We start from the raw sequence: 21,918 nt of genomic DNA on the forward strand, positions 1-21,918 counted from the left end.
CCTTTCCTGGTCGGCCAAACTTGTCATCAAACAGGTAATGCGACTGCAACTCGGCAAAGGTTCTGGTCCGTTCCCGCTTTCCGCCGCCGCAAATTTTCGCAACGGCGATTGTGGTGTTGTCATAGAGGATCGACAGGGGCACGCCGCCAAAGAATGCAAACGCGGAATTGTGCCCGTCGCAAAAAGCCTCGGTCGTCTCAGCCGGATACGCTTTGATGAAGAATGCGTCTGAGTGCGGCAGGGCCATCGCAAAATAATGCAGTTTGCATTCAACGCCGCCGATCACGCCAAGTGTCTCGCCAAAGTCCACCTGGGCATGGCCCGGCGCATGTGACAGCGGCACAAACACCTCTCGGGTCCGACGCTTCTTCTCCCGCACATAATCCGTGACAATGGTGATCCCGCCCGTGAAACCATGTTCATCCCGCAGGCGCTCATGGATACGCTTCGCCGTGTGACGCTGCTTCTTGATCCGGCTCATATCGTCCGCGAGGATCTGGTCGATGATTGCGATGAACGGATCAAGCTTGGGGCGAACTGGCGGCCCTTCACGCCGGTAACCCGGCGGAACCGAGTGCTTCAGAATCTTCGCAACGGTCTTGCGATCAATGCCAAATAGCCGCGCAGCAGCGCTATTACTCATCCCGTCAACATGGCACGCACGCCGCACCCGGTTATAAAGTTCCACTGAATACATCTCCTCACCCTCAGCTCGTTCGCCTCAGGTGTCAGACTGCGGAATTTTGCTCCGCGACGGTCAGATCATCCAACCGATTCAGTGGCCATTTTGTCTCCGGGATTCACACAGTTGGTGTGCGTTTGATGTCATGTGGTTCTAATTCGCATAACTGCGGCCAAAATGCATAGTCCTCCCAAGAGTTGCACTACTTCCGGCATTTCTCCGAGAAAAATCAGCGCCAGCGCTACGGCGGCCAAAGGTTCAAGTAATGCGATAATTGAGGCGCGGCTGGCCTCGATGAACTTCATTGAAATTATAAACATGGAATATCCCAAGAGCGTCGGAACAATGGCGATGGCGATAATGCCTGACCAGTTAAGTGGGCTAAGTTGCGCTCCGGATTCAAGCGGAGCACCGTGAAGTATCGTTAACCCAATAGCGCCAAACCCGAACGCATAAAGAATGATTGGTTGCGGATTATACCGCTCCAATAAGTGCTTACTGATCAATGTGTAGAGCGTTTTGGTGATGGCGGCACTAGCGCCAAAAAGAAGGCCCGTCTGATTAATACGAAACGCAGATGGATCATAGACCTGGGCGATCAGAAAACACCCCAATGTTGCCAAGCCTACGCAAAGAACAGTTTGGCGCGTGAGAGGTTCTCGGAGCAAAACCGCTGCGCCTAAAGTCACCATGATGGGGTACGTGTAGACCAAGATGATCGCCGTGCTGACTGTCGTTACTTCGAGGGCGCGGAAGAAAAACAGGTAGTTCAGTGAAATACCAACAAAGCCCAACAGCAGGAACCACATCAAATCGCGGGCGCGCACGCCCAAACTATCGCGGTGTCTGACCGTGGCCCAAATCGCGACCAGAATGGCCGCAAAGATCGCCCGCCAGGTAACTAAGGTAAGTGGATCAACGCCCGCACCTATTGTCAGCTTGCCGATAGGGCCCATCGTCGAGAGTGCCAAGGCGGAACCGATTGCAAACAAAACACCCAAGTGTATCTTTCGGGCCTCCGATGGAGGTTCAGAATGGCCCGAATTCAGAGTATGTTTCAATTGATCCGACATATCATGAAACTGCTCAGAACAAGAGCTTGGGCAGGATGGTTGCGATCTCCGGCAGGAACCAGATGACAGCTACGGCGAGAATTTGAATGAGAATGAACGGGGCCACTCCGGCATAGATTTGTCCCGTCGTCAGCTCTTTTGGAGCGACACCACGCAGATAGAACAGAGAAAACCCAAAAGGGGGGGTCAGGAATGAAGTTTGCAGATTGATTGCAATGAGGACCGATAGCCACACCGGATCATGCCCCATCAGAATAAGCGCAGGCAAAACCAGCGGCAGAACGATTACGGCGATCTCGACGAAATCCAGAAAGAAACCCAGGACAAAGATAAACACCATGCAGAAAATCAATGCGCCTGTCGGCCCGCCCGGAAGATCCGATAGCAGATCTTGTACGCGCTCTTCTCCGCCCAGGCCGATAAAGACCAGAGAGAATATGCCCGCAGCCAGGATCGTGGCGAAAATCATTGAGGTCATTGTCAGTGTAGAATTGAGCGCAGGTTGCAGCGTTTTTTGCGTGATCAGGGATTTCACCGCGATGAAAATGGCAACAGCGGCTATCACTGAAAGCACCACGTATCCACCACCTAAGGCGTAATCCGCTACGCTCAGGTCACTCCGCTGCAAACGCACGGGGTAGAGACCAGCCCCGACGGCCAGAAGGATCAGGCAACCCGTTCCCAATAGCAAGAATCTGCGGGAGTGTCCCGATTTGATAGCCGCCATCAGGATCGCCCCAAGGCCGCCGACAGATGCAGCTTCGGTAGGTGAAGCAACGCCGCTGAGGATTGCGCCAAGAACGGCTAGAATAAGAAGGATAGCAGGCGCTATCGCTGAGATCGTCGTTGACAATGGCAGGCGAACGCCATCGTCAGCCATGACAGGTACATCCTGAGGGCGCAGAAAACCCCGGGTGAGAACATAGAGGATATAAAGTACAACCATCGTCAGGCCTGGCAGCAAAGCCGCCGCGAATATCTGGCCGACAGAAATGGTGTCGATGGCGAATTTCCCCTGTTCGTATTGGGCCTGCTGATAAGCGTTGGACACAACATCGGAAAGAATGATTAGCAAGGTCGATGGAGGAATGATCTGGCCCAGTGTACCGGACGCGCAAACCACGCCAGCAGCCAGTCGCGGATCATATCCCGATCTCAACATCGTTGGCAGCGCGATCATACCCATCGCAACAACGGTGGCTCCTACGATACCCGTAGATGCCGCTAGCAACATACCAACCAGAATAACCGAAATACCCAGGCCACCACGCAGCTGCCCGAATGACCGCCCCATTGTATCGAGCATTTCTTCGGCGATCCGGCTTTTCTCCAACACTGCACCCATCAGCACAAAGAGCGGTATTGCGATGAGAACACCGTTTGTCAGCAGTCCGAAAATGCGCTGCGACATTGCCCCCAACAATGAGATATTCATAACGCCCAGCGACCAGCCGAGAAAAGCAAAGAAGATGGCTGTTCCGGCAATGCTGAATGCCACCGGAAAACCGGATAATACGGCCACCATCAGGGCTGCGAACATCAGCAGGTCGAGGTATTCAGTCACGCGGCTTTCCTCCGATGACGATGCGCAGAATTTCGGATGCAGATTGCAGCAGCAGGAGAATGCAGAAGGCAGGAATGAGGGTTTTCAGAAAGAACACAGCCTTAATTCCACCCACCGAAATTGGCCCTTCAAGAATGCTCCAGGAATTTACGACGGCAGGCCAGGACCAGTAAATCACCGCAATCATGGTGGGTATCAGCAAAAACAGGTGACCAAACAGATCGATCCTGCGCTGTCCAGTAGTTCCAAAGCGATTGTAGAAGATGTCTACACGCACATGACCGTTGACGAGCAACGTATACCCCGCTCCGAGCATGAAAAGGGTTGAATGCATGTACAGAACCGATTCTTGTGCAGCGACGTCGCTCAACCCAAATACGTATCGGGCAACAACGATCACGAACTGGACCAGAACCATGGCCAACGCGATCCAGCGAACGACTGACCCAACCACATGGCTGAAGCCATCCAAAGTTTTGATGATTTTCTGCACGCTAGCCCCAAGAAAAACTCCGGCGCGCAAAAGCACGCCGGAGTAAGATATCAAGTATCAGTAGCCCAGAACACCAGCTCGGGCATTCATTTGACCATTGTCTGCATAGCTCATGTAGGAACCAACAGAGTCGCGATAAACTAAGAAGTTCTCAGTGATCCGGCGCACAAGCTCATCTTCGTCTTGCGACAGTTCTTCCATAATTTCGACCGACGCAGCACCCATGGCCTGAATAACATCATCCGGCAAGGTGCGGACCTGCACCCCTTCTTCGGCAACCAACCGGGCCAGCGCTTGTGCGTGCTTGGTCGTATATTCGGTCCAAACCGGATTATAGAGGCTTTCGCAGGCAAAGCTGACGGCCTGTTTCAGATCATCCGGCAGAGCAGCGTAAGCGCTCGCGTTTACGGCACATTCCTCGGCTGACGACGGCTCGCCAACACCTGGCCAGTAGTAATTCTTGGCAACCTGTTGGAAACCAACAGCGCTGTCGGTCCAGGGGCCAATGAACTCACCCGCATCCAAAGCACCGGTTTGAAGGCCTTGGAACATGTCCCGCGGCCCCATGGCCTGAACTGCCATTCCGATTTTTGAACACATCTGCGAGGCAAGACCTGTGGTGCGGAATTTCAGACCTTTCAGATCGTCCAGAGAGTTGATCTCGTTGCGGAACCAACCCTGCCATTGCGGTCCCGAGTTGCCGCACAGGAAGGGCTTCAGATTGAAACGTGCATACATCTCATCATACAGTTCCTGGCCGCCACCATGATAAAGCCAGCCAAACTGCTCATCAGCACGCAGACCGAATGGCTGAGAACCGAACATCAGAATGCCCTTGGATTTTGACCCCCAATAGGCGGGAACCGCGTGATAAAGTTCCGCAGTGCCTTCTGATACCGCGTCGAATACACCGCGACCGGGTACCAATTCTCCGGCGGCATGCAGTTTAATTTCAAGCCGCCCGCCCGACAACGTGGTTATTCGGTCGGCAAGCATCTGTGCTGCAACCCCGGGCCCAGGAAGATTTTTGGGCCAAGCGGTGACCATATTCCACTGACGGATATCCTGCGCGACCGACGGTGCCGCAAGCGTTGTGGCCGCCGCCCCAACGACACCAGCCGTCACAAATTCTCTACGTTTCATAGCTTCCTCCCATTACAGTTATTTTTAGGTAGTTGCTTAAAATTGTTAAGCATGCACATAATAATAGTCAATCGAAAATCAGCTACCAGTTCCGTCTGAATCTGACGTAGATGGCAGAATCTCTTTTGGGAGATGGAACAATCAAGAAAGACGGAAGACAGAGATGAGCAACAACTGGGGTGAAATCAGAGATGAAATAAAACGCCGTGTACTGGATCGCGAATTGTTGCCCGGTGCAAAACTTCCAAGTGATCAGGAGCTTGCAGAGGAATTTGGTTGCGCCAGGACAACCGTTCAACGCGCGATGCAGGATTTGGCGCTAAGCGGGACCGTCAACCGGCGACGCAAGGGTGGAACCAGAATTACACTGCATCCAATCACGCGCACGACCTTCGATATTCCCATTACGCGACTTGAGATCGAAACGGCCGGGAAGGAGTATGGCTACTACCTGGTGTCCCGTGAAATTCTTGTTACTCCACCGTATGTCGCCTCATCCTTTGGTCTCTCCAAGCCTATGGAAATGCTGCACGTTGTTGCATTACATCTGGCTGACAAGAAGCCCTATATCTTTGAGGACAGATGGATCGCCCATGCGACCACACCAGAAGTATTGGATGTCGATCTCAGCCGTGAGAGCGCGAATGAATGGCTCATTCGGAACCGACCCTATAGCGATTGCGAGGTCCGTTTCCTTGCCAAAAATGCGACGCCTCACGAAGCCGAGCTTCTTGCAGCAGACACTGACGATGCGCTCTTTGTGATGGAGCGCACGACATGGATAAACAGTGCACCAATTACGATGGTCCGCGCAATCGCGGCGCCGGGATATCAGCTTGTAACGAAGGCCAGTTAAGCCGCATACTTAGCCCAAGCATTTACCACAGACCCTAGAAACGAACGTGGCGCTAGATGGCATTCTTTCAAAAAGCTGCCATTTATGCAGGTTGCAGCATTCGGCAAAATGGGCTCATCGCCACCATCGGAGCGCACGCAGCATGTTTGCTGGACAGGTTGCCCCGCCCCATCAAGGCCGGCCCATTGTCGACATTCTTATACCCGGCTAGTCGACAAAGTTCCTTCCCCGAACCGGACCTTCGTGCATGGCGTAGCAACATCTGGTGTGCGGATTAAGCTGCTGATTGCAGACGCTGCTCGGACCTGCCAAATTGAAGCGCCCTGCAACCGCACTTCGGATTGGATCAACACTACATTATTCTGGAAGCCCTGCCTCGCGAAGACCTTTCTAGAAGCGCTCCTGTCCGACAGGGTCTGTGATCTGGATGTCGGTCATATCTTCAGATCAAGGCGTGGCTTCCAAAATGGACGGAAAAGTTCGATTTTAGGGCAGCGGTCCATTACCACTTTGAGACCCGCATTTTCGGCGAGTTTCGCCGCTTCTTCATCATAAACGCCGATCTGACCCCAAAGAACTTTGGCCCCGATTGCGATCGCCTTCTCGGCAAAGCCAAAGAGTTCTTCCTTGGGGCGGAAGACATCCACCATATCAACGGGTTTGTCGATTTCTTCCAGAGAATGATAGACCTTCAAGCCCCTGATTTCCTTGACGTTCGGGTTCGGATTGACCGGCAATATGTCGTAGCCGATTTCGCTAAGCTGCCGCAGTACGCCATAGCTGAATTTGGTTTTGTCAGCGCTCGCACCGACCATCGCAATGGTTTTGACGGACTTCAGAATGTCGGCAAGATATTTAGGGTCGTAATCATACAGTCGGTCGATATCTGCTTCGGGCATCGGTTAACCTTCCTTTGGCGTCGCAATGTCCGCCTTGAGTTCATTGGGTCTGAGCGGATCAAGAAATGGATTGCGATAGAGCTTGTCGTGACTCTCGACCCCGATCTCCAAAGTGATGTTGGACGTCGCGCGTGCCACGCACAGGATCACGTAGCCGTTTGTGATCTGCCGATTGTTGAGTGCAACCTGTCGGCGCTGATCCACCGTGCCTGCAGTCAGCTTGGCCGCGCATGTGATGCACCCGCCGTATTTGCAGCCATATGGCAAATCAACGCCCTGCTCGCGCAGCGTGTCCAGAAGTGGACGGCGGGCGTCAACTTCATATGTCGCGCCATCCCTATTGGCGATTGTCACAGTATGCGTCGTCATAACCAAATGTCGCTTGTGCAATCACCGCCTGGATAACGGCTCTCATGACAGCGAGAGGGGCCATTTGGCTCTTTCCCAAAGTCCACAATGAAGTCTTCGTTGATCTTCATACCGCCGTTTTCAGGATCGCAATCAATCATAACCATCACCCCGCCCTTTTCGCGGATTTCGGGATAGAATTGATTGTCCCAGGTCGAGAACAACGAGGTGGTGACATAGAGCCTTCGTCCGTCGAGAGAGAGCTGGAACATCTGCGGCCCACCGGCGACCTCAACCCCATTAACGGTTGGAGCTTTGCCCAAAAGCCCACCCATGAATACCTGGCCGGTCAGCTTCGGATTATGCGGATCAGTGATGTCGTACTGGCGCATGTCGCCATGTAGCCAATTGTTTAGATAGAGGTATTTGTCGTCCATCGAGATTAGGATCGCCGACATTACTCCCGGCAACGGGATCGGCCAATCTGGGTGCATCTCATTATCGACGTCGATGATCTTCTCCCAGTGCCACTTATTGGCGTCGTCCTTCCACCAGTGGATGACATTGGTCGATAGTGCCGCCCCACAGAATCCATGTGTGCTGTCTGGGTCGTGGTGGAATTTGACCTCCAACGGCAACAGCCCGTCTTCACCCAAATAAAAACTTTCAACCGGTTCGCGGTTTTCGAAATCCCAGAAATGCAACTCGCGCCCGTATTTCAGGTGGCCCACTTCCTCCAGGTCGAAGCCCGGCATAAAGGTGTTGGGCGCGGCCCATTCGGAACTCACCATCACGTTGTGGCGGGGTTGATACCAGAAGTCATACCCGAACTTGATGCCGCCCATCGAGTTTTCCCAGCGACCGACAATGTTGAATTCCTTGTCCAGATGCAGATAGCCGCCCGGAGCTTCGCCTTTGGCGTTTCCAAGGAAGGAAATGATGATCTCCGAGCCCAGACAATGCACTGTATGCGGCCCTGACAGGTCAGCCTTTGCCTTGATCTCGGCTCCGTCGACAACCTTGTGCAGCCGCGGCGCGCGCGGGTCGGTGGCAGTGTCTACAATGTGAAGGTTGTTGGAGCGCACACCCGGCAGGATCAGGTACTTTCGCGACATAGAACCGTCGTCGTGACAGGATGAACAGGCGTTCCAGCCCATGTGATGAAGCTCATCCCCGATCCCCGGCATTTCCAGCCGGTGGATCACCTGAGAATAGGTCGGGCTTTCCGGGTCCACATCCACGGTCGCAAGGTAGTCGGGCTTCTGAATACCCGTGCCTGTATATATCGCAATCGTATATAGAAGCTTCTCGCGTGGGGCTTGGATTGCCTCTTGCGGGCTGGCGTAGCCCGGTCCGCAACATGCTCCATCCATCATAGCACCCTCCCTTGAATACGATCTCTGTATCGTATATCGAAAATACTATTATCGTATAGTGAGAAAAATGCATCTTGAACGCTTAACATTAATATTGGAAGTCGTTGGTCAGAAAGGGCGCGCGACCGTTGCAGATATTTGTGCGCAATCCGATCTCCCCAAACCGACGGCCTATAGGCTGGTGCAGGATCTTATTGCGTCCGGTCTGCTGGAAACATCTGCGCGAGGAGAATTTTCCATTGGCACAAGATTAAAGCGTATCACGTTGAGTGATTATTCTGATCCCGCGCTTCTGGAAGTGATCGCGCCGGTCCTCGCCAAGGGTGCCAGAGATTACGGGGCCGCGTTTTTCCTGTCCCGGCTGCGCGGGAATTGGGTCGAGATTATTCACGTAGCTACGCCTGAGACAGGGGTGTCTTATCTTCACCCGGGTGTGGGCAAGCGTCCATTGCATGCTTGCTCTTGCGCGAAAGCGATTGTCGCTGCGTCGCCGGAGTTGCTGTCCAGTGACCGACTGAAGGGACAACTCAAACGATACACTAGTAGGACGATTACCAAACCCGAGGATCTGGCGGCAGAACTTGAGGCCGTTCGAGCGAAGGGGTACGCCGAATGTGTGGAGGAGCTGGAGCGGGGCATTAGTTCTGTGGCAACCACATTGGCAAAAACTGGTATCGGCTCAACACTGTCCATTGGTGCGACAGCGTCCGTTCGGGTCTTCACGCCCACCGTGCGAGAAAAAGTTGGGCGAGCCCTGACTGCAATGTCGCATGAACTTTCAGATAAGCTAGGCTGGGATGTTGAGAGCATGAGCAAGAAATCTGCATAGGGTGTCGATCAAGTTACCGTCGACGATCCAAATCACGACACTGAGCCGACGCAGTCGGTGCCCTGAAAATAGTTCGCGGACCAACGGGGGGATAGGAAATGCAAGATGCAATGCTTGGGGGATTTCTAGCTGTCAATGTCAAGCCTGAGCATCGGCAGTCTTTTTTGGATGCCAGCATCTTCAAGGCGCAAACCGTTGTCAGCGAGGACGCTGAGATCTTTCAGTTTCAGATCATGATGGATGAGGCAAACCCCAACCGTTTCTACTTCTACCAAGTGTTCACAGACGAAACAGCGGTTCAGGACCACTGGGAATCTGAAACATTCAAGAATTGGTTGAACACTGTCCAAACGATGCTTGAAGGAGAAATCGAAATAATTGCAAGGATGCGCTCGCTTTTTCCAACGGCAAAAGGCTTTAAGGCACAAAAACCGAGCTTACTACAATGGTGAAATGAATGATTTGTTTGAAGGTGCCGTCGGCCCGAAGAAATGACGAATTGTGAGGCCTGGCCGCTAAGAATTGACCACGCGGACGGCCCACAGCAGCCGTTGACCTTGCCAGTTGGTGCCGCAGCGCAGCGTCACCAGACCGGCCATTCGCTGCCCTTGCGGAATCTAATTGCAAACGAACCCGACATTAAGCGAATTTGGGTGGTCCAAATATAAGTTAGCGTGTCAGCTAGGAAAGCATCATCCGCGACAGTCGTCCAGAAAGAGGGAAGAAGCAGGCCTGCAATGAGTGGTAAATGTCGGGCTTCCCATCAAAGATGGATGTCACGACATTCCCATTCTCATCTGCCGCTGGAAACCAACCGCCATGCTTATGATCCACGAACGTATCACTCGCATAGGTCCAGAGCTTCCTGTACCAAATCTCGTCTTCCGGCATTTTGTCCAAAGCAACCAGAACCGCAACTGCCCCAATTGCTTCGGTGACTGGCCAACAAAACCGGGAGTTGTTGGCAACGCGACCATCAAAATCAAGCGTGTAAGCCAAGCCGCCGCCGGGTAGCCAGGCATCACTCAAGGCCTGTTCGATCAAGCAGCGTGATGTTTCCGGAGCGTCGGACTCCGGCCGTCCCGACAGATCCCAGTGCTGAAGCTGAAGCCGACCTAGCTCAAAGGAATGACCCGGGGTTGTTCCGGCAGGCCTGAACATCGGGTCGCCGGCATAGTCACGATCAATCTGCCATTCGGATGTGTAATGCTCGGGCAGCCGCCAGTTTTCGCTGGGGGCAATCTTGGCGATGAAGAAATCCAGAATACGACCGGCGCGGGTGAGATAGATTTCGTCCCCTGTCGCCTGATACGCCGCAAGCAATGCTTCGACACCATGCATATTTGCGTTCATTCCACGATAGGTGGAAAAAGGTGTCCAATCCCTATTCCACTCGTCGCAAAATAATCCCGCGTCTTCCTCCCAGAAATGCTGATCCAAGACCTCGCGAACATCCGCCATCAGGCGGTCTGCATCCGGGTGGCCCGCCAGTTTCGCGCTTGCAGAGGCAAGAAGAACAAAGACATGCCCGTAGGCTAGCTTTCGATCATCCTTGATCCGATCCCCCTCCAGCGCCCAGAGATACCCGCCATGTTCCCGATCTTTGTGGTGGCTTTCGAGATATGCCATGCCGTGATCAATGATCTGTTCAGCGCCCTGAAAACCTGCAAGATGCCCCAATGAATAGGAATGAACCAGACGCGTTGTCGTGTGCAATTCTTGAAGCAGGCCGGGCTGTGTACTGCCATCGTGACCAAGGGTGAAGAACCCAGGCCCATTTCGGCAACTCGTGCTGAAGAACTCAAGCTGCCGCATGGCCTCATCCATCAACCATGTGCGGTGATTGGAGGTTTCAAGCCAAAACCCAGGCTCGGAATGCGCACCGGGAGGCAGAGGTTGGTCTTTGATCATCTTTATTATCCGGCGAGGGGTGTAATGTAGCGTGCGCCGCGGCCCGGCATCAACGCTCGCGCCGCATGCAGAATTGCATTCACGTCAATTCCATGCAGATGATAGGTGTCTTCCACTGTTGCAGCCTGTCCAAAATGCTCCACACCCAGGGATTTAGTGCGGTGCCCGTGCACGCCACCAAGCCAGCTGAGACCCGCCGGATGGCCATCGGCAACGGTCACCAACCCAGCGTCACGCGGCACATTGGCGAACAGTTTCTCGACATGTGAAAGCGCCGCGCTGTCACCACGTTGTCGGGCGCGTTCGGCAGCCTGCCATCCTGCGTTTAGCCGATCCGCCGATGTCACAGCTAGTACAGCAACGTCCCGAACATCATCGGATAGTAGTCCTGCGGCCTGAATGGCCTCGGGTGCGACAACACCTGTGTAGGCGAGCACGACCGCACTTGTTGCGGTTGGGGGTCTCATCCAATACCCGCCCGCGATTATGTCTTGCGCAAGGTCACCGGTCATGTCGCGCCCGATTTGTTCGTGCGGTACCGTGGACAAGCGCAGATACACAGATCCGCCCTTTTCGTCGCGTAGCCAGTTTTGTTCAGCCTGCGGTGCTGCGCCATCCCGTTGCATATATTCGAACCCCCAACGCATGATCACGTTAAGTTCGTCCGCATAAGCAGGCTCGAACGTTGCAAGCCCGTCCTGTGCCATACCGATTAGAGGTGTCGAAATGGATTGGTGTGCTCCGCCCTCATGGCTAAGCGATACACCAGAGGGGGTTGCAGCCAGCATGAAACGCGCATCCTGATAACAGGAATAGTTCAATGCATCGAGCCCGCGGCAAATAAACGGATCATAGACCGTACCGACCGGAAATAACCGCTCGCCAAATAGTGAATGAGACAGACCTAGCGCGCCTAGGAACGTGAACAGGTTGTTCTCAGCGATGCCAAGTTCAATATGCCGCCCGTCCCTATGCCTGCGCCACTTTTGTGTCGAAGGGATTTCCTGATCGCGAAACACATCGCTTTGCTCAGCTTTTGCAAACAGGCCAGTCTTGTTGATCCAAGGACCGAGGTTGGTAGAGACCGAAACATCAGGTGATGTGGTAACAATCCGCTCGGCGAGGGCCGGAGCTTCACTGGCGATGGCCGACAGTATCTGCCCAAACGCTTCCTGGGTGGAGGCTACGTCCTTGATCCTCGGCCGGGCCACTTCATCAACCCGGATCGAGTTAGCGATGTGGCGGCGACGCCCCTTGGCATTAAAAGGGACATTGTTCAGAAACGCCTGAACGTCTTCTTGGTCAACACCGATGCCCGCAAAGCGTTCCCATTCATGGCCCGCATCTATCCCCAAATCATCGCGCAGACCTTCAATCTGCGCCGTGGTCATGATCCCGGCGTGGTTGTCCTTATGTCCAGCAAGGGGCAGCCCGTGACCTTTCACCGTGTAGCAGATAAAACATACCGGGCGATCGTGATCGATAGCTTTCATCGTCTTGGACATCAGTGCCGCATCATGCCCCGCCAGATTGCCCATCAACTGTGCCAGTGTGTCATCATCATGATCCGCGACCAGGGCCAACGCTTCATTGCTGCCCGCGAAATCCTGCTCCAGCTGAGCGCGCCATGCAGCACCACCTCTGAACGTCAGAGCTGAATAAAGCGCGTTTTCACAGCGATCGATCCAATCGCGCAAATACTCTCCGCCGGGTCGCTTGAAAGCGGCTTGCATGAGCGAGCCGTATTTCAGTTCGATCACCTCCCACCCGCAGGCGAGGAATATGTCGCGGAACCTTGCGTTCAGACCTTCGGTGACGACGCCATCAAGCGATTGCCGGTTATAGTCGATGACCCACCAGCAATTGCACAGGTCGTGTTTGGCGCCTTCGAGAAGCGCCTCATAGATATTGCCTTCGTCCAGCTCAGCATCGCCAACCAACGCAATCATTCGGCCTTTAGGCCGGTTGAGCCATTCGTGACCGGCCAGATAGTCCTGCGTCAGGCTGGCAAACGCCGTCATTGCAACACCCATCCCGACCGACCCGGTCGAGAAGTCGACATCATCCTTGTCCTTGGTGCGCGATGGATAGGGTTGTGCGCCTCCAAGGCCACGGAAATCCTGCATCTGCTGCAGGCTCTGGTTTCCAAGAAGATACTGGATCGCATGGAAGACCGGGCTCGCGTGCGGTTTGACTGCAACGCGATCCTGGGGGCGCAGCACATCAAAGTATAGCGCGTTCAGTATCGCATTCATCGAGGCTGATGACGCCTGATGACCACCCACCTTGATCCTACCTTTGGCGCGAATGTTGTTGGCATTGTGGATCATCCACGATGACAGCCAGAGCGTCTTTTTCTCAAGCGCTGCCCGAATTTCCAATTCGTTCGTCATCTCAGCCGACCCGCCGCAACGCTGTGCCGTCATTGGCAAAAAGATGAGCGTTTTCTGTCTGAATGCGCAGACCAAGCTGTTCGCCAGACTTTACGGGGATATTGCCATGCTTGCGCACCATCATTGACCCGATGCCTTCGACGTTCGCATAGATGTTCGTGTCCGAGCCCAGATGTTCAACAACATCAGCCACGGCCGAAAGATCCCCTGTGCCATTGTCCACGACATCAATATGCTCTGGTCTTACCCCCAGCTCTTTCGCCTGTGCAGTAAGAGGTTGATCATGAAGTTCGATTTCGGCTCCGTTTCCGGCGGTCACACCTGTATCGGTTCCAATGACAGGCACGACATTCATGGTCGGTGAGCCGATGAACTGCGCGACAAACTTGTTGGCCGGACGTTCGTAAAGTTCCAACGGGCTGCCGACCTGTTGGATGTCCCCGCCATTCAGAACAACGATCCTGTCTGCTAGCGTCAAAGCCTCAACCTGATCATGGGTCACGTAGATCATTGTCGCGCTGAGTTTCTGGTGAAGCCGCGCAATCTCCAGCCGCATTTCAACACGCAGCGCCGCATCGAGATTTGACAAAGGCTCGTCAAACAGGAAGGCCTGCGGATCACGGATGATGGCTCTGCCCATGGCAACCCGCTGACGTTGACCGCCCGAAAGGGCCTTGGGCAAGCGATCCGTCAGGTTGGATAGGCCCAGGGTTTCCGCCGCCTGGGCGACCTTTGATTTGCGTTCCGCTGCCGGATCTTTGCGGATTTCCATCGAAAAACCCATATTCCGCGCGACATCCATATGCGGATAAAGAGCGTAGGATTGGAACACCATCGCGATGTCCCGATCCCTTGGTCTTACATCGTTCATACGCTTGCCATCGATCAGGAAATCGCCGCTTGATATTGGCTCAAGTCCAGCAACCATACGCAGCAAAGTGGACTTGCCGCAGCCCGATGGACCCACCAGAACGATGAACTCACCATCCTGTATCTCAAGGTCGATGTTGCGCAGAACCTCAACGGATCCATAGCGTTTTGCAACGTCACGAAGTTCGATACGTGCCATGATCTGGCCTCCTATCCTTTGACCGCGCCGGACGTGAGGCCCTGCACGAGATAGCGTTGAATGAAGATGAAGAAGAGACAGCTTGGGATCAGCGCCAGCACGCCAGCTGCCATCATTTGCCCCCAATCGACCGAGAACTTGGAAACAAACGTCAACAGGCCAACCGGGAAGGTCATCGCGTCGTTCTTCGAAATCAGCATCAGTGCAAACAGCAACTCTGACCATGCTGCAGTAAAGACAAATCCAAGCGTCGCCCCGAGACCGGGCAATGTCAGTGGAAACACGACTTTGCACAGCGCCTGAAATCGCGAACAGCCATCCATCATTGCCGCGTCTTCCAGATCTTTGGGAATGCCATCAAAGAAAGACTGCATCAGGAATGTAGCAAAAGGGATGTTGAACGCAGTATAGACAACGATCAGACTTGTCAGCGAATTCAGCAGCCCGAGGTCGGCAATGATCTTGTAGATCGGTGCAATGATCATCAGTAGCGGGAACATCTGGGTGATCAACATCAATGCTATGATGATCCGTTTGCCCGCAAATTCGAAGCGTGAAAAGGCATAGCCCGCCCCGGCTGCAAACAGCGTTGTAAAGAAAGCCGCCCCAAGGGATACAACCAACGAGTTCCGAAAGTAGACCACAAAATCAGTCTGGAAAATGACCGTCGTGAAGTTCGAGAACGTGACCTCGCTTGGAAACAGCCTGGTGCCTTCCGAGTAGACCAACTCATCCGGTGTAAGCCCGATCTTGACCAGCCAATAGAGCGGGAACAGCGCAAAGATCAAATAGAATGCGAGCGCTGCATACTTCCCTAAGACCATTGCAGGGTTGTGTTTTTGGATGACTGACATGGCTAACTCCTCAGATCTTGACCAGCTTCTTACGAAACCAGAGCAGGATGACGGCGTAGATCAGAAGGATTACCAGAAGTGCCACGGCGATGGTCGACGCATAGCCAAAATCCAGTTTGCGGAAGGCCGTGGTGAAGATGTAGGTCGACAAAATTTGTGTCGAATTAGCAGGCCCACCGCCGGTCATCACGTAGATCAGATCAGCAAAGTTGGCGATCCAGATTGTTCGCAGCATCACGGTGATCGCGATCATCGGAGCAAGGAACGGCAAAGTGATCTTGGTGAAAGTCTGCCATGGGCTCGCGCCATCAACTTCCGCTGCTTCGTAAAGCTCACCGGGTATCGATTGCAACGCCGCCAGCAATGTGATGGCAAAGAACGGCACACCGAACCAAATATTCGCTGTGATCGGGCCCCACATCGCAAGCTTAGGATCACCAAGGATGTTGTAAGGCTCTGACAGAATGCCAAGTGCTGCCAGCCAATGCGGCAACGGACCGATGACCGGGTTGAACAGCCACGCCCATGTCAGCGCGGACAGAAAGGTCGGGACGGCCCATGGTAGGAAAACAAGGGCCTGAAACAGCTTCTTGCCAAAGAACTGTGTGTTCAGAAGCATGGCAAGGCCAAGTCCAAGCAAGAATTGGAATGTGATCGACCAGAAAGTCCAGAACAGCGTGTTCTCCATCGCGATCCAGAACTTGCGATCACTCCAGAGATCGACGTAGTTTTCCAACCCGATCCAGCCGGAGTCAAAAGGCTTCAACAGCTCAATGGATTGGAATGAGTAGGAGATTCCGATGATCAGCGGGATCATAATCACCGCACCGATAAGAAGGATCGCGGGTGAAAGATAGAAGAACGGCTCGACCATGTATTGCAGGTAAAGCGAGCGTCTTGCCCGGGTGTCCCCGGGCCTGACAGTTTTTTGAGCGCGAGCAATCACTGGTTTGCCTTCCATTTGGCGTGCTCGTCGCTGAGGAACTCAGCCCACTCATCCGCGACGTCCTGAGCACTGCGCTGGCCCAGCAAAGCTTCCTGGCTGGTTTCCAGCAGAAGTGTGCTGCCAAAATAACCCCACTGCTCAAGGTTGGTTGGCATTGTGGTCGGCACATATTGCTCGCCATTCAGTTCCTCGAACCAGCCTTTGAACTGCTCGGTCTGGAAATGCGGATCCTGATCAGCACCTTTGTGGATTGGAATAACACCTACCCGTTTGGCCCACGTGGCATTGGCCTCTGGCGAGGACAGAGCCGCGACCAAATCAAAGGCTTCGTCTTCGTGCTCGGTCGCGTTGAAGATCGACCAGCCTGCAAAACCAATGGTCGGGAACGCTTTGCCCGAAGGTCCGACCGGCATCGGAATAACTGCAAAGTCTTCTGCGGGCATCCGCTCGGCAATGGCGATCAGAGCGTCGGGGTCTTGATCAAGGAATGCACAGGTGCCGGAATAGAAACCAGCCACGATTTCGTTGAATCCCCAGCTGACGCTGTCCTTGGGTGCATATCCGTTCTGATACATGTCGATCATGAACTGGATGCCTTCGACCGAGCCGGGCTCATTGATGCGGCTGACGCCATCTTCTGTGAAGAATTCGTTGGTGCCGTTCATAGCAGCGGCGAACATGATCCAGCCATTGGTGCCGCCGGGACCACCGCGCAAACAATACCCGTATTTACCATCAAGCTCGGATACCGCCGACGAAGCTGCCTTGAACTCTTCCATCGTTGCCGGAGGAGCATCGACACCCGCTTCGGCCAGCAATTTCTTGTTGTAGAACATCGCCCGCAGGTAGAAACCATATGGGATCATATAGAGATCACCTGCTTGGCTGCCCATCGCGACAGTCTTATCGGTCAGCGTTGCCCCATGGTTCCATCCGGCTACATGGTCTTTAAGGCTGACCAGTTGGTCAGACCCTGCATAGAGCGCCTGCCATGTGTCGGGCATTTCAACCACATCGGGGATGTCACCGCCCGCGACCATTGTGGCCAATTTTTCGAATGCGCTGCCCCATGGCAGCGACACGATCTCGACCGTGACGTCAGGGTTGGCGGCCTCAAACTCATCAACGATGCCCTGAAGCACTTCGGTACGCTCTGGGCTTGTGATCACCTCAACCAGTTTCAGTGTGGTTTCGGCATACGAGGCCGATCCCATCAGCGCGGCAGCAGCTGTCAGTCCTGCTAGTAGTTTTTTCATGTTTTCCTCCTGTTGGTTTTAAGTTCTGCTTGGGGTCGAATTTTTTAATCGGTGCTTTTTGCGAGTGCTGATGTGAAATCGGCCCAGAGATCGTCGGCTGACTCGAGCCCAAGATTCAGGCGCACAAGATTGGGCGAGACGCCAAACTTCTGCATCGAGTTTTGTTCACCGGCTTGAGCAAGTCCGACACGCGCCGGCAGGATCAGGCTTTCGAAGCCACCCCAGCTCACACCGAGGCGGAATAGACTCAAAGCATCGGAAAATTTTGCGATGTCGACGCTGTCATCGAACTCGATCGACATAAGCCCAGACCGCCCCGTCAATCCGGGAGTGTCGTTTGCACCGGGTGAATTGACCTGCCGAACCTGTGGAATTGCGGCCAGGCGATCAACGAACATGTTGGCCGCCGCCTGATGCTGCATCATGCGCGCATGCAAAGTACGCAGGCCTCGCGTCAGCAGGAACGCCTCAAAGGGCGCCAGTTTCGCGCCGAGCAAAGGAAGGGTCAGATCACGGATGCGAGCGATATGGTCCAGGGAGGCGACCACCACGCCCGCAACCGTGTCCGAGTGCCCCGAGATGTATTTCGAGGCTGAGTGGATGACGATGTCGATGCCCAGTGTGAGGGGGCGTTGGAATACCGGGCTGGCCCAGGAATTGTCGATCATCGTCAACACATTGTGACGTTTGGCATGGTCAGCGACACGACGCAGATCCATGGCTTCAAAAACGACCGATCCGGGGCTTTCCAGATAGGCCAGCGTCACATCAGCAAGAAGATCCGGGTCGTTCTCAAAGCGTTCCGGCGCATGATATTCAATGTGCACCCCGATCGGTCGCAGCATGCGTTCCAGAAACCGGAAAGTATCCGGATAGACATGCTCGACACAGGCGATCCGGTCTCCGGGTTTGACAAATGCCAATAGTGTTGAGGAAATGGCTGCCATCCCGGAAGCAAAACCGACCGCGGCTTCGCCTTGCTCGGCTTCAGCCACGAGCTTTTCAAACGCAGCGACAGTTGGGTTTTCCACGCGGGTGTAGATTGCAGAATCCGATCGGCCTGCCATCCTGTCTTCGAAACTTTGATAGCTATCGAACGTAAACAGTGAGGTTTGGACGATCGGAGGTGTCACTGCCCCATCAGAGTCGGGCAGTACCGCTGCTAACAGGGTCGCGATGTCTCTATGATCAGACATTCTGGTTCTCCATGATCTGGCGAATTTCTGCTTCGACCATGTCCATGATTTCACCGACTATCCGCCCGGCTTCGTCGGCATTACCCGAGACAACCGCCTCGGCAAGTTTTGTGTGAATTGGGATTGTCGCCTGACCCAGATGCGGCTGACCGAATGGCGCTTCGTAAACTTCATTGAAGCCTTGCTGGATCTGACGGATCAATTGCCCGAACAGAGGGTTCCCGCAAGCGTCGTGCAGTGATGAGTGGAACCGATAGTCAGCCTGGCGCCAGTCTTCATCAGCGGCATGAGTGGCTATGAGCTCGGCAACGCGGGCAGTAATCAACAGTCCTTGCGCCTCAGTGCAATTCAGCGCCGCCATCCTTGCCGCTTCGATTTCCAAGGGCCTACGTACTGCGTGGGTTCGCAATAGGCTCTCCGCTTCAAGCTTCAGTGTCAGCGGAAGGTGAATTGCATTGGCCGATACTTCAGCCGCCAAACGTGTCCCGGCTTTTTTGTTGCGAACGACGATGCCCATGTTCTGCCAACTCGTCAGGGCCTCGCGGACTTTTGCCCGACCAATTCCAAGGCGGCGTGCGATTTCAATTTCGGGAGGCAGACGGTCGCCAATTCTTAGGCCTTCCGCATCAATCATCGCAGAAAGAGCATCCAGAACATCTCGACTGGTGCTGCCGGAGGGCAACGTCTTAAGCGAATTGCCTGCGTCATCTCTCTGTTCCTGGGATGGAAAATTTTCTGTCACGTGCGGTGGCTCCGAATCAAGTTGCGTCCAACAATACATTTAATGTCTGACAAAATATACTATAATGTCGGACATTATTTTGATCGTTGTTTTGTCAAGGCAATCGAAAAGGTGTTGCGTGGATCAGAACTGGGACAGAATGCCCTTACTGGAAGGCGTTGTAGGTTCTCAGGCAACGAAGCTAAAAGAGCTTCCCTCAGAATTGGACGAGATGGTGGCAATGATTGGCACAGATCATGGTGGAACGTTAGAAAACCCGTTGGTCATTAAAAAGACGATTGAGATTTTTCTTCCAGATAGATGGCCCGAAAAATTTAATCGGGAATATCAAAGAGTCACTGGATCATATCTTAACCTGCAAGAGGCTGAAGCTAAGCGGATTGTCCGCCCATTCGCATGGCTGTACTTTCTGATTTTCTTTTTCGTAACGTTTTTTGTGGTTTCATCCATCGTTGGCGGCATTCAGTGAGAATTTAGCTAATTGGGTCGCTAAGACTGCATTGGTCCACAAGTTAGTATTTTCTTGCTGCCGTGATGAAATCGGCTTCCCGCCCATGACAGCTGGACGCTTTCAATTGGTCGTGTGTCGTAACCTTAACTGTAAATCCATTCGGTCATCCGCAATTGCTTCAGTGTCCCCGCTCTCCGCTGCACAGCCCTAACAATCTGATATCACTTCCTCGAGGAATTGGACGCTTGGAATGCTTCCACTTAAGCCCCTTGAAGTACGCGAAACAGATTCTCGATGTGGATCGACAGCTAAGGTGACGACACCATGTTACTCATTGCTCAGCTCATGTGTGTGGCCCGAAAAATTGAAAGGCATACTTTGCAAAGTGGCTAGGTGCTGTGCTTTCAAAGCCCCTCAACGAGAAAAGGCCAGGAAAACTTCAAAGCCTCTGTCGCTTGGATACCTCTTACCCCAAGCTCTTATCGTCGTACCACCGATGATCATCTCGTTTTCAAATACTTGGGAATTTGGAATGAGTGAATCAATTGCGATGTCACCGCGCCCGATAGCTTTTTCGCAAAGTAATGCACCGATCACCTTGAACCTCTGGATTGCTTCTCCGCTGTCGAAACCATCCATGAACTTCCCGGTTAGTTTGAGCGTGGTAACGACGCCTTCTTGTCCCTCGGCGTAGAAGACAGCCTTGTTCGGAAGGATATGACTATCAAGCTCGACATATTCTGAACTAGCCCAGTATTCATCGTGGCCCTTGTGGTAGTCGTTTGTTCTCAATCCCTGCTCACTAAGGAAGTCTCTGGCTTCGAAAGGGCTCCAACCCAGCCTTTTGTCGACGGTCGGTGGGTCTTCCTCGTTTCGTTCGTAGTTCAGAATATCGGCGATGATCCGGTCCACATCTGCATTGGTTTTTGCAGGGAATGTATTGAATTGGCGTGTTGCCCGCCGCAGAAGCCAGGGGCGCAGTGGGAGTATCAGAAAGAAGCGTTTACGTGCATATCCTTTGAGGTCGTCAGACTGAAAGGCATTTTGATCAATCTGGATACGGGCTTGTTCAATGTGCGAATAGCAAAACAGCAGATAAAACACTGGGATGCTTCCGACGGTCAGCAGGATCGGTAGAACGAAATTGCGACCCGTATCAGTCGTGAAGAAGATATCTGGCTGTGACCAGATCGATGACACTGAGTTCCAGACTAGGACAATGACAAAGGCAGCCAGGATGAACTCCAGAAAGACCTTTGCTTTCGCGTACTCTTGTTTTGTGCTCGCGAAAGCCAGAGTAGCTGCCAAGAAGAAGAGGACAGGGGTCAGGACCAACTCGGTCGTCAGGCTGAAGGTGTAGGCAACCACGATAAATTCAAAGATACCTCCGAGCCTCAAACTGCCCCGAAACAGGTTTCGGAAATACTGATCGTCTTCCTTCGATTGCAATGCACGACCAGCAAAAACGCAGCCGGCCATTACAAACCACAAAACAGTGGGTGGCACCTGGGTCATTGACCACAATCTAACTTCTGCCAATAGCCAGCACAGTGCGACTACATTGAGAGCAACAATGCCGAAGAACAGCAACAGCCTCGGGGCAATAAGCGCCTTAGCGACGCTCCAGAGACTATTTCGGAGATCTACCTTAGCAATACAAAACAAGAGGCCAAGGATGATCCACAGGCCAATGGCTAATTCACGATTGTTGAAGGCTTGCTGCAACCAAGTGAGAAACTGTTCGATATTGATGTCCCTTGAAATTGCAAAGTGAGGCATTCGACGACGCTGTCACTACAGCCTTCATCCTGGCCAGAAGAGCTTTCCACCGGAGCAA

At 53.5% G+C, this 21,918-nt stretch carries 21 protein-coding genes; 4 read left to right on the forward strand and 17 right to left on the reverse strand.

Annotated features, from left to right (window positions below; genetic code table 11):
- From istA to D9K61_RS17780, 5 genes are all read right to left on the reverse strand, one after another.
- A partial coding sequence (gene istA / locus D9K61_RS17760) for an IS21 family transposase (protein WP_120634598.1) occupies nucleotides 1-697 on the reverse strand: 697 nt, incomplete at its 3' end.
- A 128-nt stretch (nucleotides 698-825) separates the two neighbouring features.
- A complete protein-coding gene (locus D9K61_RS17765) occupies nucleotides 826-1,755 on the reverse strand; it encodes a DMT family transporter (RefSeq protein ID WP_120634542.1) in 930 nt (309 codons plus the stop codon).
- Nucleotides 1,756-1,768: 13 nt separating this feature from the next.
- The gene (locus D9K61_RS17770) at nucleotides 1,769-3,319 is read right to left on the reverse strand and encodes a TRAP transporter large permease subunit (RefSeq protein ID WP_174235112.1); all 1,551 of its coding nucleotides are present in this window, start codon (nucleotides 3,317-3,319) and stop codon (nucleotides 1,769-1,771) included.
- A complete protein-coding gene (locus D9K61_RS17775) occupies nucleotides 3,312-3,812 on the reverse strand; it encodes a TRAP transporter small permease subunit (RefSeq protein ID WP_254055818.1) in 501 nt (166 codons plus the stop codon). Before D9K61_RS17775 ends, D9K61_RS17770 begins: the two co-directional genes overlap by 8 nt.
- Before the next feature lie 57 nt (nucleotides 3,813-3,869).
- Nucleotides 3,870-4,955 (reverse strand): TRAP transporter substrate-binding protein, encoded by a 1,086-nt coding sequence (locus tag D9K61_RS17780; RefSeq protein ID WP_120634543.1) that lies wholly within the window; start codon nucleotides 4,953-4,955, stop codon nucleotides 3,870-3,872.
- A 163-nt stretch (nucleotides 4,956-5,118) separates the two neighbouring features.
- On the opposite strand from D9K61_RS17780, the gene D9K61_RS17785 reads away from it, so the two are divergent.
- Nucleotides 5,119-5,811, forward strand: a complete 693-nt coding sequence (locus D9K61_RS17785; RefSeq protein WP_120634544.1) for a GntR family transcriptional regulator — start codon at nucleotides 5,119-5,121, stop codon at nucleotides 5,809-5,811.
- Between the two features lie 434 nt (nucleotides 5,812-6,245).
- Here D9K61_RS17785 and D9K61_RS17790 read toward each other — a convergent pair whose 3' ends face one another.
- The 3 genes from D9K61_RS17790 to D9K61_RS17800 are packed head-to-tail and all read right to left on the reverse strand — an operon-like array spanning nucleotide 6,246 to nucleotide 8,434.
- Complete coding sequence (locus D9K61_RS17790; RefSeq protein WP_120634545.1) at nucleotides 6,246-6,710, reverse strand: CoA-binding protein; 465 nt, start codon at nucleotides 6,708-6,710, stop codon at nucleotides 6,246-6,248.
- A 3-nt stretch (nucleotides 6,711-6,713) separates the two neighbouring features.
- Nucleotides 6,714-7,079 carry a 2Fe-2S iron-sulfur cluster-binding protein gene (locus D9K61_RS17795; protein WP_120634546.1) on the reverse strand — a complete coding sequence of 122 codons (366 nt, stop codon included), beginning with the start codon at nucleotides 7,077-7,079 and terminating at the stop codon, nucleotides 6,714-6,716.
- On the reverse strand, nucleotides 7,076-8,434 hold the full coding sequence (locus D9K61_RS17800; RefSeq protein ID WP_120634547.1) for a selenium-binding family protein: 1,359 nt from the start codon (nucleotides 8,432-8,434) through the stop codon (nucleotides 7,076-7,078). The genes D9K61_RS17795 and D9K61_RS17800 overlap by 4 nt, the downstream gene beginning before the upstream one ends.
- A 67-nt stretch (nucleotides 8,435-8,501) precedes the next feature.
- Between D9K61_RS17800 and D9K61_RS17805 the strand changes: the two genes are divergently transcribed.
- Complete coding sequence (locus D9K61_RS17805; RefSeq protein WP_120634548.1) at nucleotides 8,502-9,263, forward strand: IclR family transcriptional regulator; 762 nt, start codon at nucleotides 8,502-8,504, stop codon at nucleotides 9,261-9,263.
- A 98-nt stretch (nucleotides 9,264-9,361) separates the two neighbouring features.
- Nucleotides 9,362-9,715, forward strand: coding sequence for a putative quinol monooxygenase (locus D9K61_RS17810; protein WP_120634549.1), 354 nt, complete (start codon nucleotides 9,362-9,364; stop codon nucleotides 9,713-9,715).
- Between the two features lie 229 nt (nucleotides 9,716-9,944).
- On the opposite strand, the gene D9K61_RS17815 is transcribed toward D9K61_RS17810, so the two are convergent.
- From D9K61_RS17815 to D9K61_RS17850, 8 genes are read right to left on the reverse strand one after another with little or no spacing between them, the layout of a single operon-like run.
- Nucleotides 9,945-11,174, reverse strand: a complete 1,230-nt coding sequence (locus D9K61_RS17815) for an AGE family epimerase/isomerase (protein ID WP_120634550.1) — start codon at nucleotides 11,172-11,174, stop codon at nucleotides 9,945-9,947.
- Nucleotides 11,175-11,179: 5 nt separating this feature from the next.
- Nucleotides 11,180-13,567: a transketolase gene (locus D9K61_RS17820; protein WP_120634601.1), complete on the reverse strand. Its 2,388-nt coding sequence runs from the start codon at nucleotides 13,565-13,567 to the stop codon at nucleotides 11,180-11,182.
- A 1-nt stretch (nucleotide 13,568) separates the two neighbouring features.
- Nucleotides 13,569-14,636 carry an ABC transporter ATP-binding protein gene (locus D9K61_RS17825; protein ID WP_120634551.1) on the reverse strand — a complete coding sequence of 356 codons (1,068 nt, stop codon included), beginning with the start codon at nucleotides 14,634-14,636 and terminating at the stop codon, nucleotides 13,569-13,571.
- 11 nt (nucleotides 14,637-14,647) lie between these two features.
- Nucleotides 14,648-15,490: a carbohydrate ABC transporter permease gene (locus D9K61_RS17830; protein WP_120634552.1), complete on the reverse strand. Its 843-nt coding sequence runs from the start codon at nucleotides 15,488-15,490 to the stop codon at nucleotides 14,648-14,650.
- A gap of 10 nt (nucleotides 15,491-15,500) precedes the next feature.
- Complete coding sequence (locus tag D9K61_RS17835; protein WP_120634553.1) at nucleotides 15,501-16,451, reverse strand: carbohydrate ABC transporter permease; 951 nt, start codon at nucleotides 16,449-16,451, stop codon at nucleotides 15,501-15,503.
- On the reverse strand, nucleotides 16,433-17,692 hold the full coding sequence (locus D9K61_RS17840) for a sugar ABC transporter substrate-binding protein (protein WP_120634554.1): 1,260 nt from the start codon (nucleotides 17,690-17,692) through the stop codon (nucleotides 16,433-16,435). Before D9K61_RS17840 ends, D9K61_RS17835 begins: the two co-directional genes overlap by 19 nt.
- 44 nt (nucleotides 17,693-17,736) lie before the next feature.
- Nucleotides 17,737-18,888 (reverse strand): aminotransferase class I/II-fold pyridoxal phosphate-dependent enzyme, encoded by a 1,152-nt coding sequence (locus D9K61_RS17845; protein WP_120634555.1) that lies wholly within the window; start codon nucleotides 18,886-18,888, stop codon nucleotides 17,737-17,739.
- Nucleotides 18,881-19,630, reverse strand: a complete 750-nt coding sequence (locus tag D9K61_RS17850; RefSeq protein ID WP_254055819.1) for a FadR/GntR family transcriptional regulator — start codon at nucleotides 19,628-19,630, stop codon at nucleotides 18,881-18,883. The genes D9K61_RS17845 and D9K61_RS17850 overlap by 8 nt, the downstream gene beginning before the upstream one ends.
- Before the next feature lie 139 nt (nucleotides 19,631-19,769).
- On the opposite strand from D9K61_RS17850, the gene D9K61_RS17855 reads away from it, so the two are divergent.
- Entirely contained in the window at nucleotides 19,770-20,099 is a 330-nt protein-coding gene (locus tag D9K61_RS17855) for a hypothetical protein (RefSeq protein WP_216825830.1), read from the forward strand.
- Nucleotides 20,100-20,495: 396 nt separating this feature from the next.
- Here D9K61_RS17855 and D9K61_RS17860 read toward each other — a convergent pair whose 3' ends face one another.
- Nucleotides 20,496-21,860, reverse strand: coding sequence for a hypothetical protein (locus tag D9K61_RS17860; RefSeq protein WP_120634558.1), 1,365 nt, complete (start codon nucleotides 21,858-21,860; stop codon nucleotides 20,496-20,498).
- Nucleotides 21,861-21,918 lie beyond the last annotated feature (58 nt).

The sequence above is a fragment of the Ruegeria sp. EL01 genome (assembly GCF_900313035.1).
Lineage (GTDB): Bacteria > Pseudomonadota > Alphaproteobacteria > Rhodobacterales > Rhodobacteraceae > Ruegeria.

Bases quoted from the DNA above. Each gene is read 5' to 3' on its own strand.
- D9K61_RS17765 (WP_120634542.1), bottom strand. From the start codon at position 1,755: ATGTCGGATCAATTGAAACATACTCTGAATTCGGGCCATTCTGAACCT.
- D9K61_RS17780 (WP_120634543.1), bottom strand. From the start codon at position 4,955: ATGAAACGTAGAGAATTTGTGACGGCTGGTGTCGTTGGGGCGGCGGCC.
- D9K61_RS17785 (WP_120634544.1), top strand. From the start codon at position 5,119: ATGAGCAACAACTGGGGTGAAATCAGAGATGAAATAAAACGCCGTGTA.
- D9K61_RS17790 (WP_120634545.1), bottom strand. From the start codon at position 6,710: ATGCCCGAAGCAGATATCGACCGACTGTATGATTACGACCCTAAATAT.
- D9K61_RS17795 (WP_120634546.1), bottom strand. From the start codon at position 7,079: ATGACGACGCATACTGTGACAATCGCCAATAGGGATGGCGCGACATAT.
- D9K61_RS17800 (WP_120634547.1), bottom strand. From the start codon at position 8,434: ATGATGGATGGAGCATGTTGCGGACCGGGCTACGCCAGCCCGCAAGAG.
- D9K61_RS17805 (WP_120634548.1), top strand. From the start codon at position 8,502: ATGCATCTTGAACGCTTAACATTAATATTGGAAGTCGTTGGTCAGAAA.
- D9K61_RS17810 (WP_120634549.1), top strand. From the start codon at position 9,362: ATGCAAGATGCAATGCTTGGGGGATTTCTAGCTGTCAATGTCAAGCCT.
- D9K61_RS17815 (WP_120634550.1), bottom strand. From the start codon at position 11,174: ATGATCAAAGACCAACCTCTGCCTCCCGGTGCGCATTCCGAGCCTGGG.
- D9K61_RS17820 (WP_120634601.1), bottom strand. From the start codon at position 13,567: ATGACGAACGAATTGGAAATTCGGGCAGCGCTTGAGAAAAAGACGCTC.
- D9K61_RS17825 (WP_120634551.1), bottom strand. From the start codon at position 14,636: ATGGCACGTATCGAACTTCGTGACGTTGCAAAACGCTATGGATCCGTT.
- D9K61_RS17830 (WP_120634552.1), bottom strand. From the start codon at position 15,490: ATGTCAGTCATCCAAAAACACAACCCTGCAATGGTCTTAGGGAAGTAT.
- D9K61_RS17835 (WP_120634553.1), bottom strand. From the start codon at position 16,451: ATGGAAGGCAAACCAGTGATTGCTCGCGCTCAAAAAACTGTCAGGCCC.
- D9K61_RS17840 (WP_120634554.1), bottom strand. From the start codon at position 17,692: ATGAAAAAACTACTAGCAGGACTGACAGCTGCTGCCGCGCTGATGGGA.
- D9K61_RS17845 (WP_120634555.1), bottom strand. From the start codon at position 18,888: ATGTCTGATCATAGAGACATCGCGACCCTGTTAGCAGCGGTACTGCCC.
- D9K61_RS17855 (WP_216825830.1), top strand. From the start codon at position 19,770: ATGCCCTTACTGGAAGGCGTTGTAGGTTCTCAGGCAACGAAGCTAAAA.
- D9K61_RS17860 (WP_120634558.1), bottom strand. From the start codon at position 21,860: ATGCCTCACTTTGCAATTTCAAGGGACATCAATATCGAACAGTTTCTC.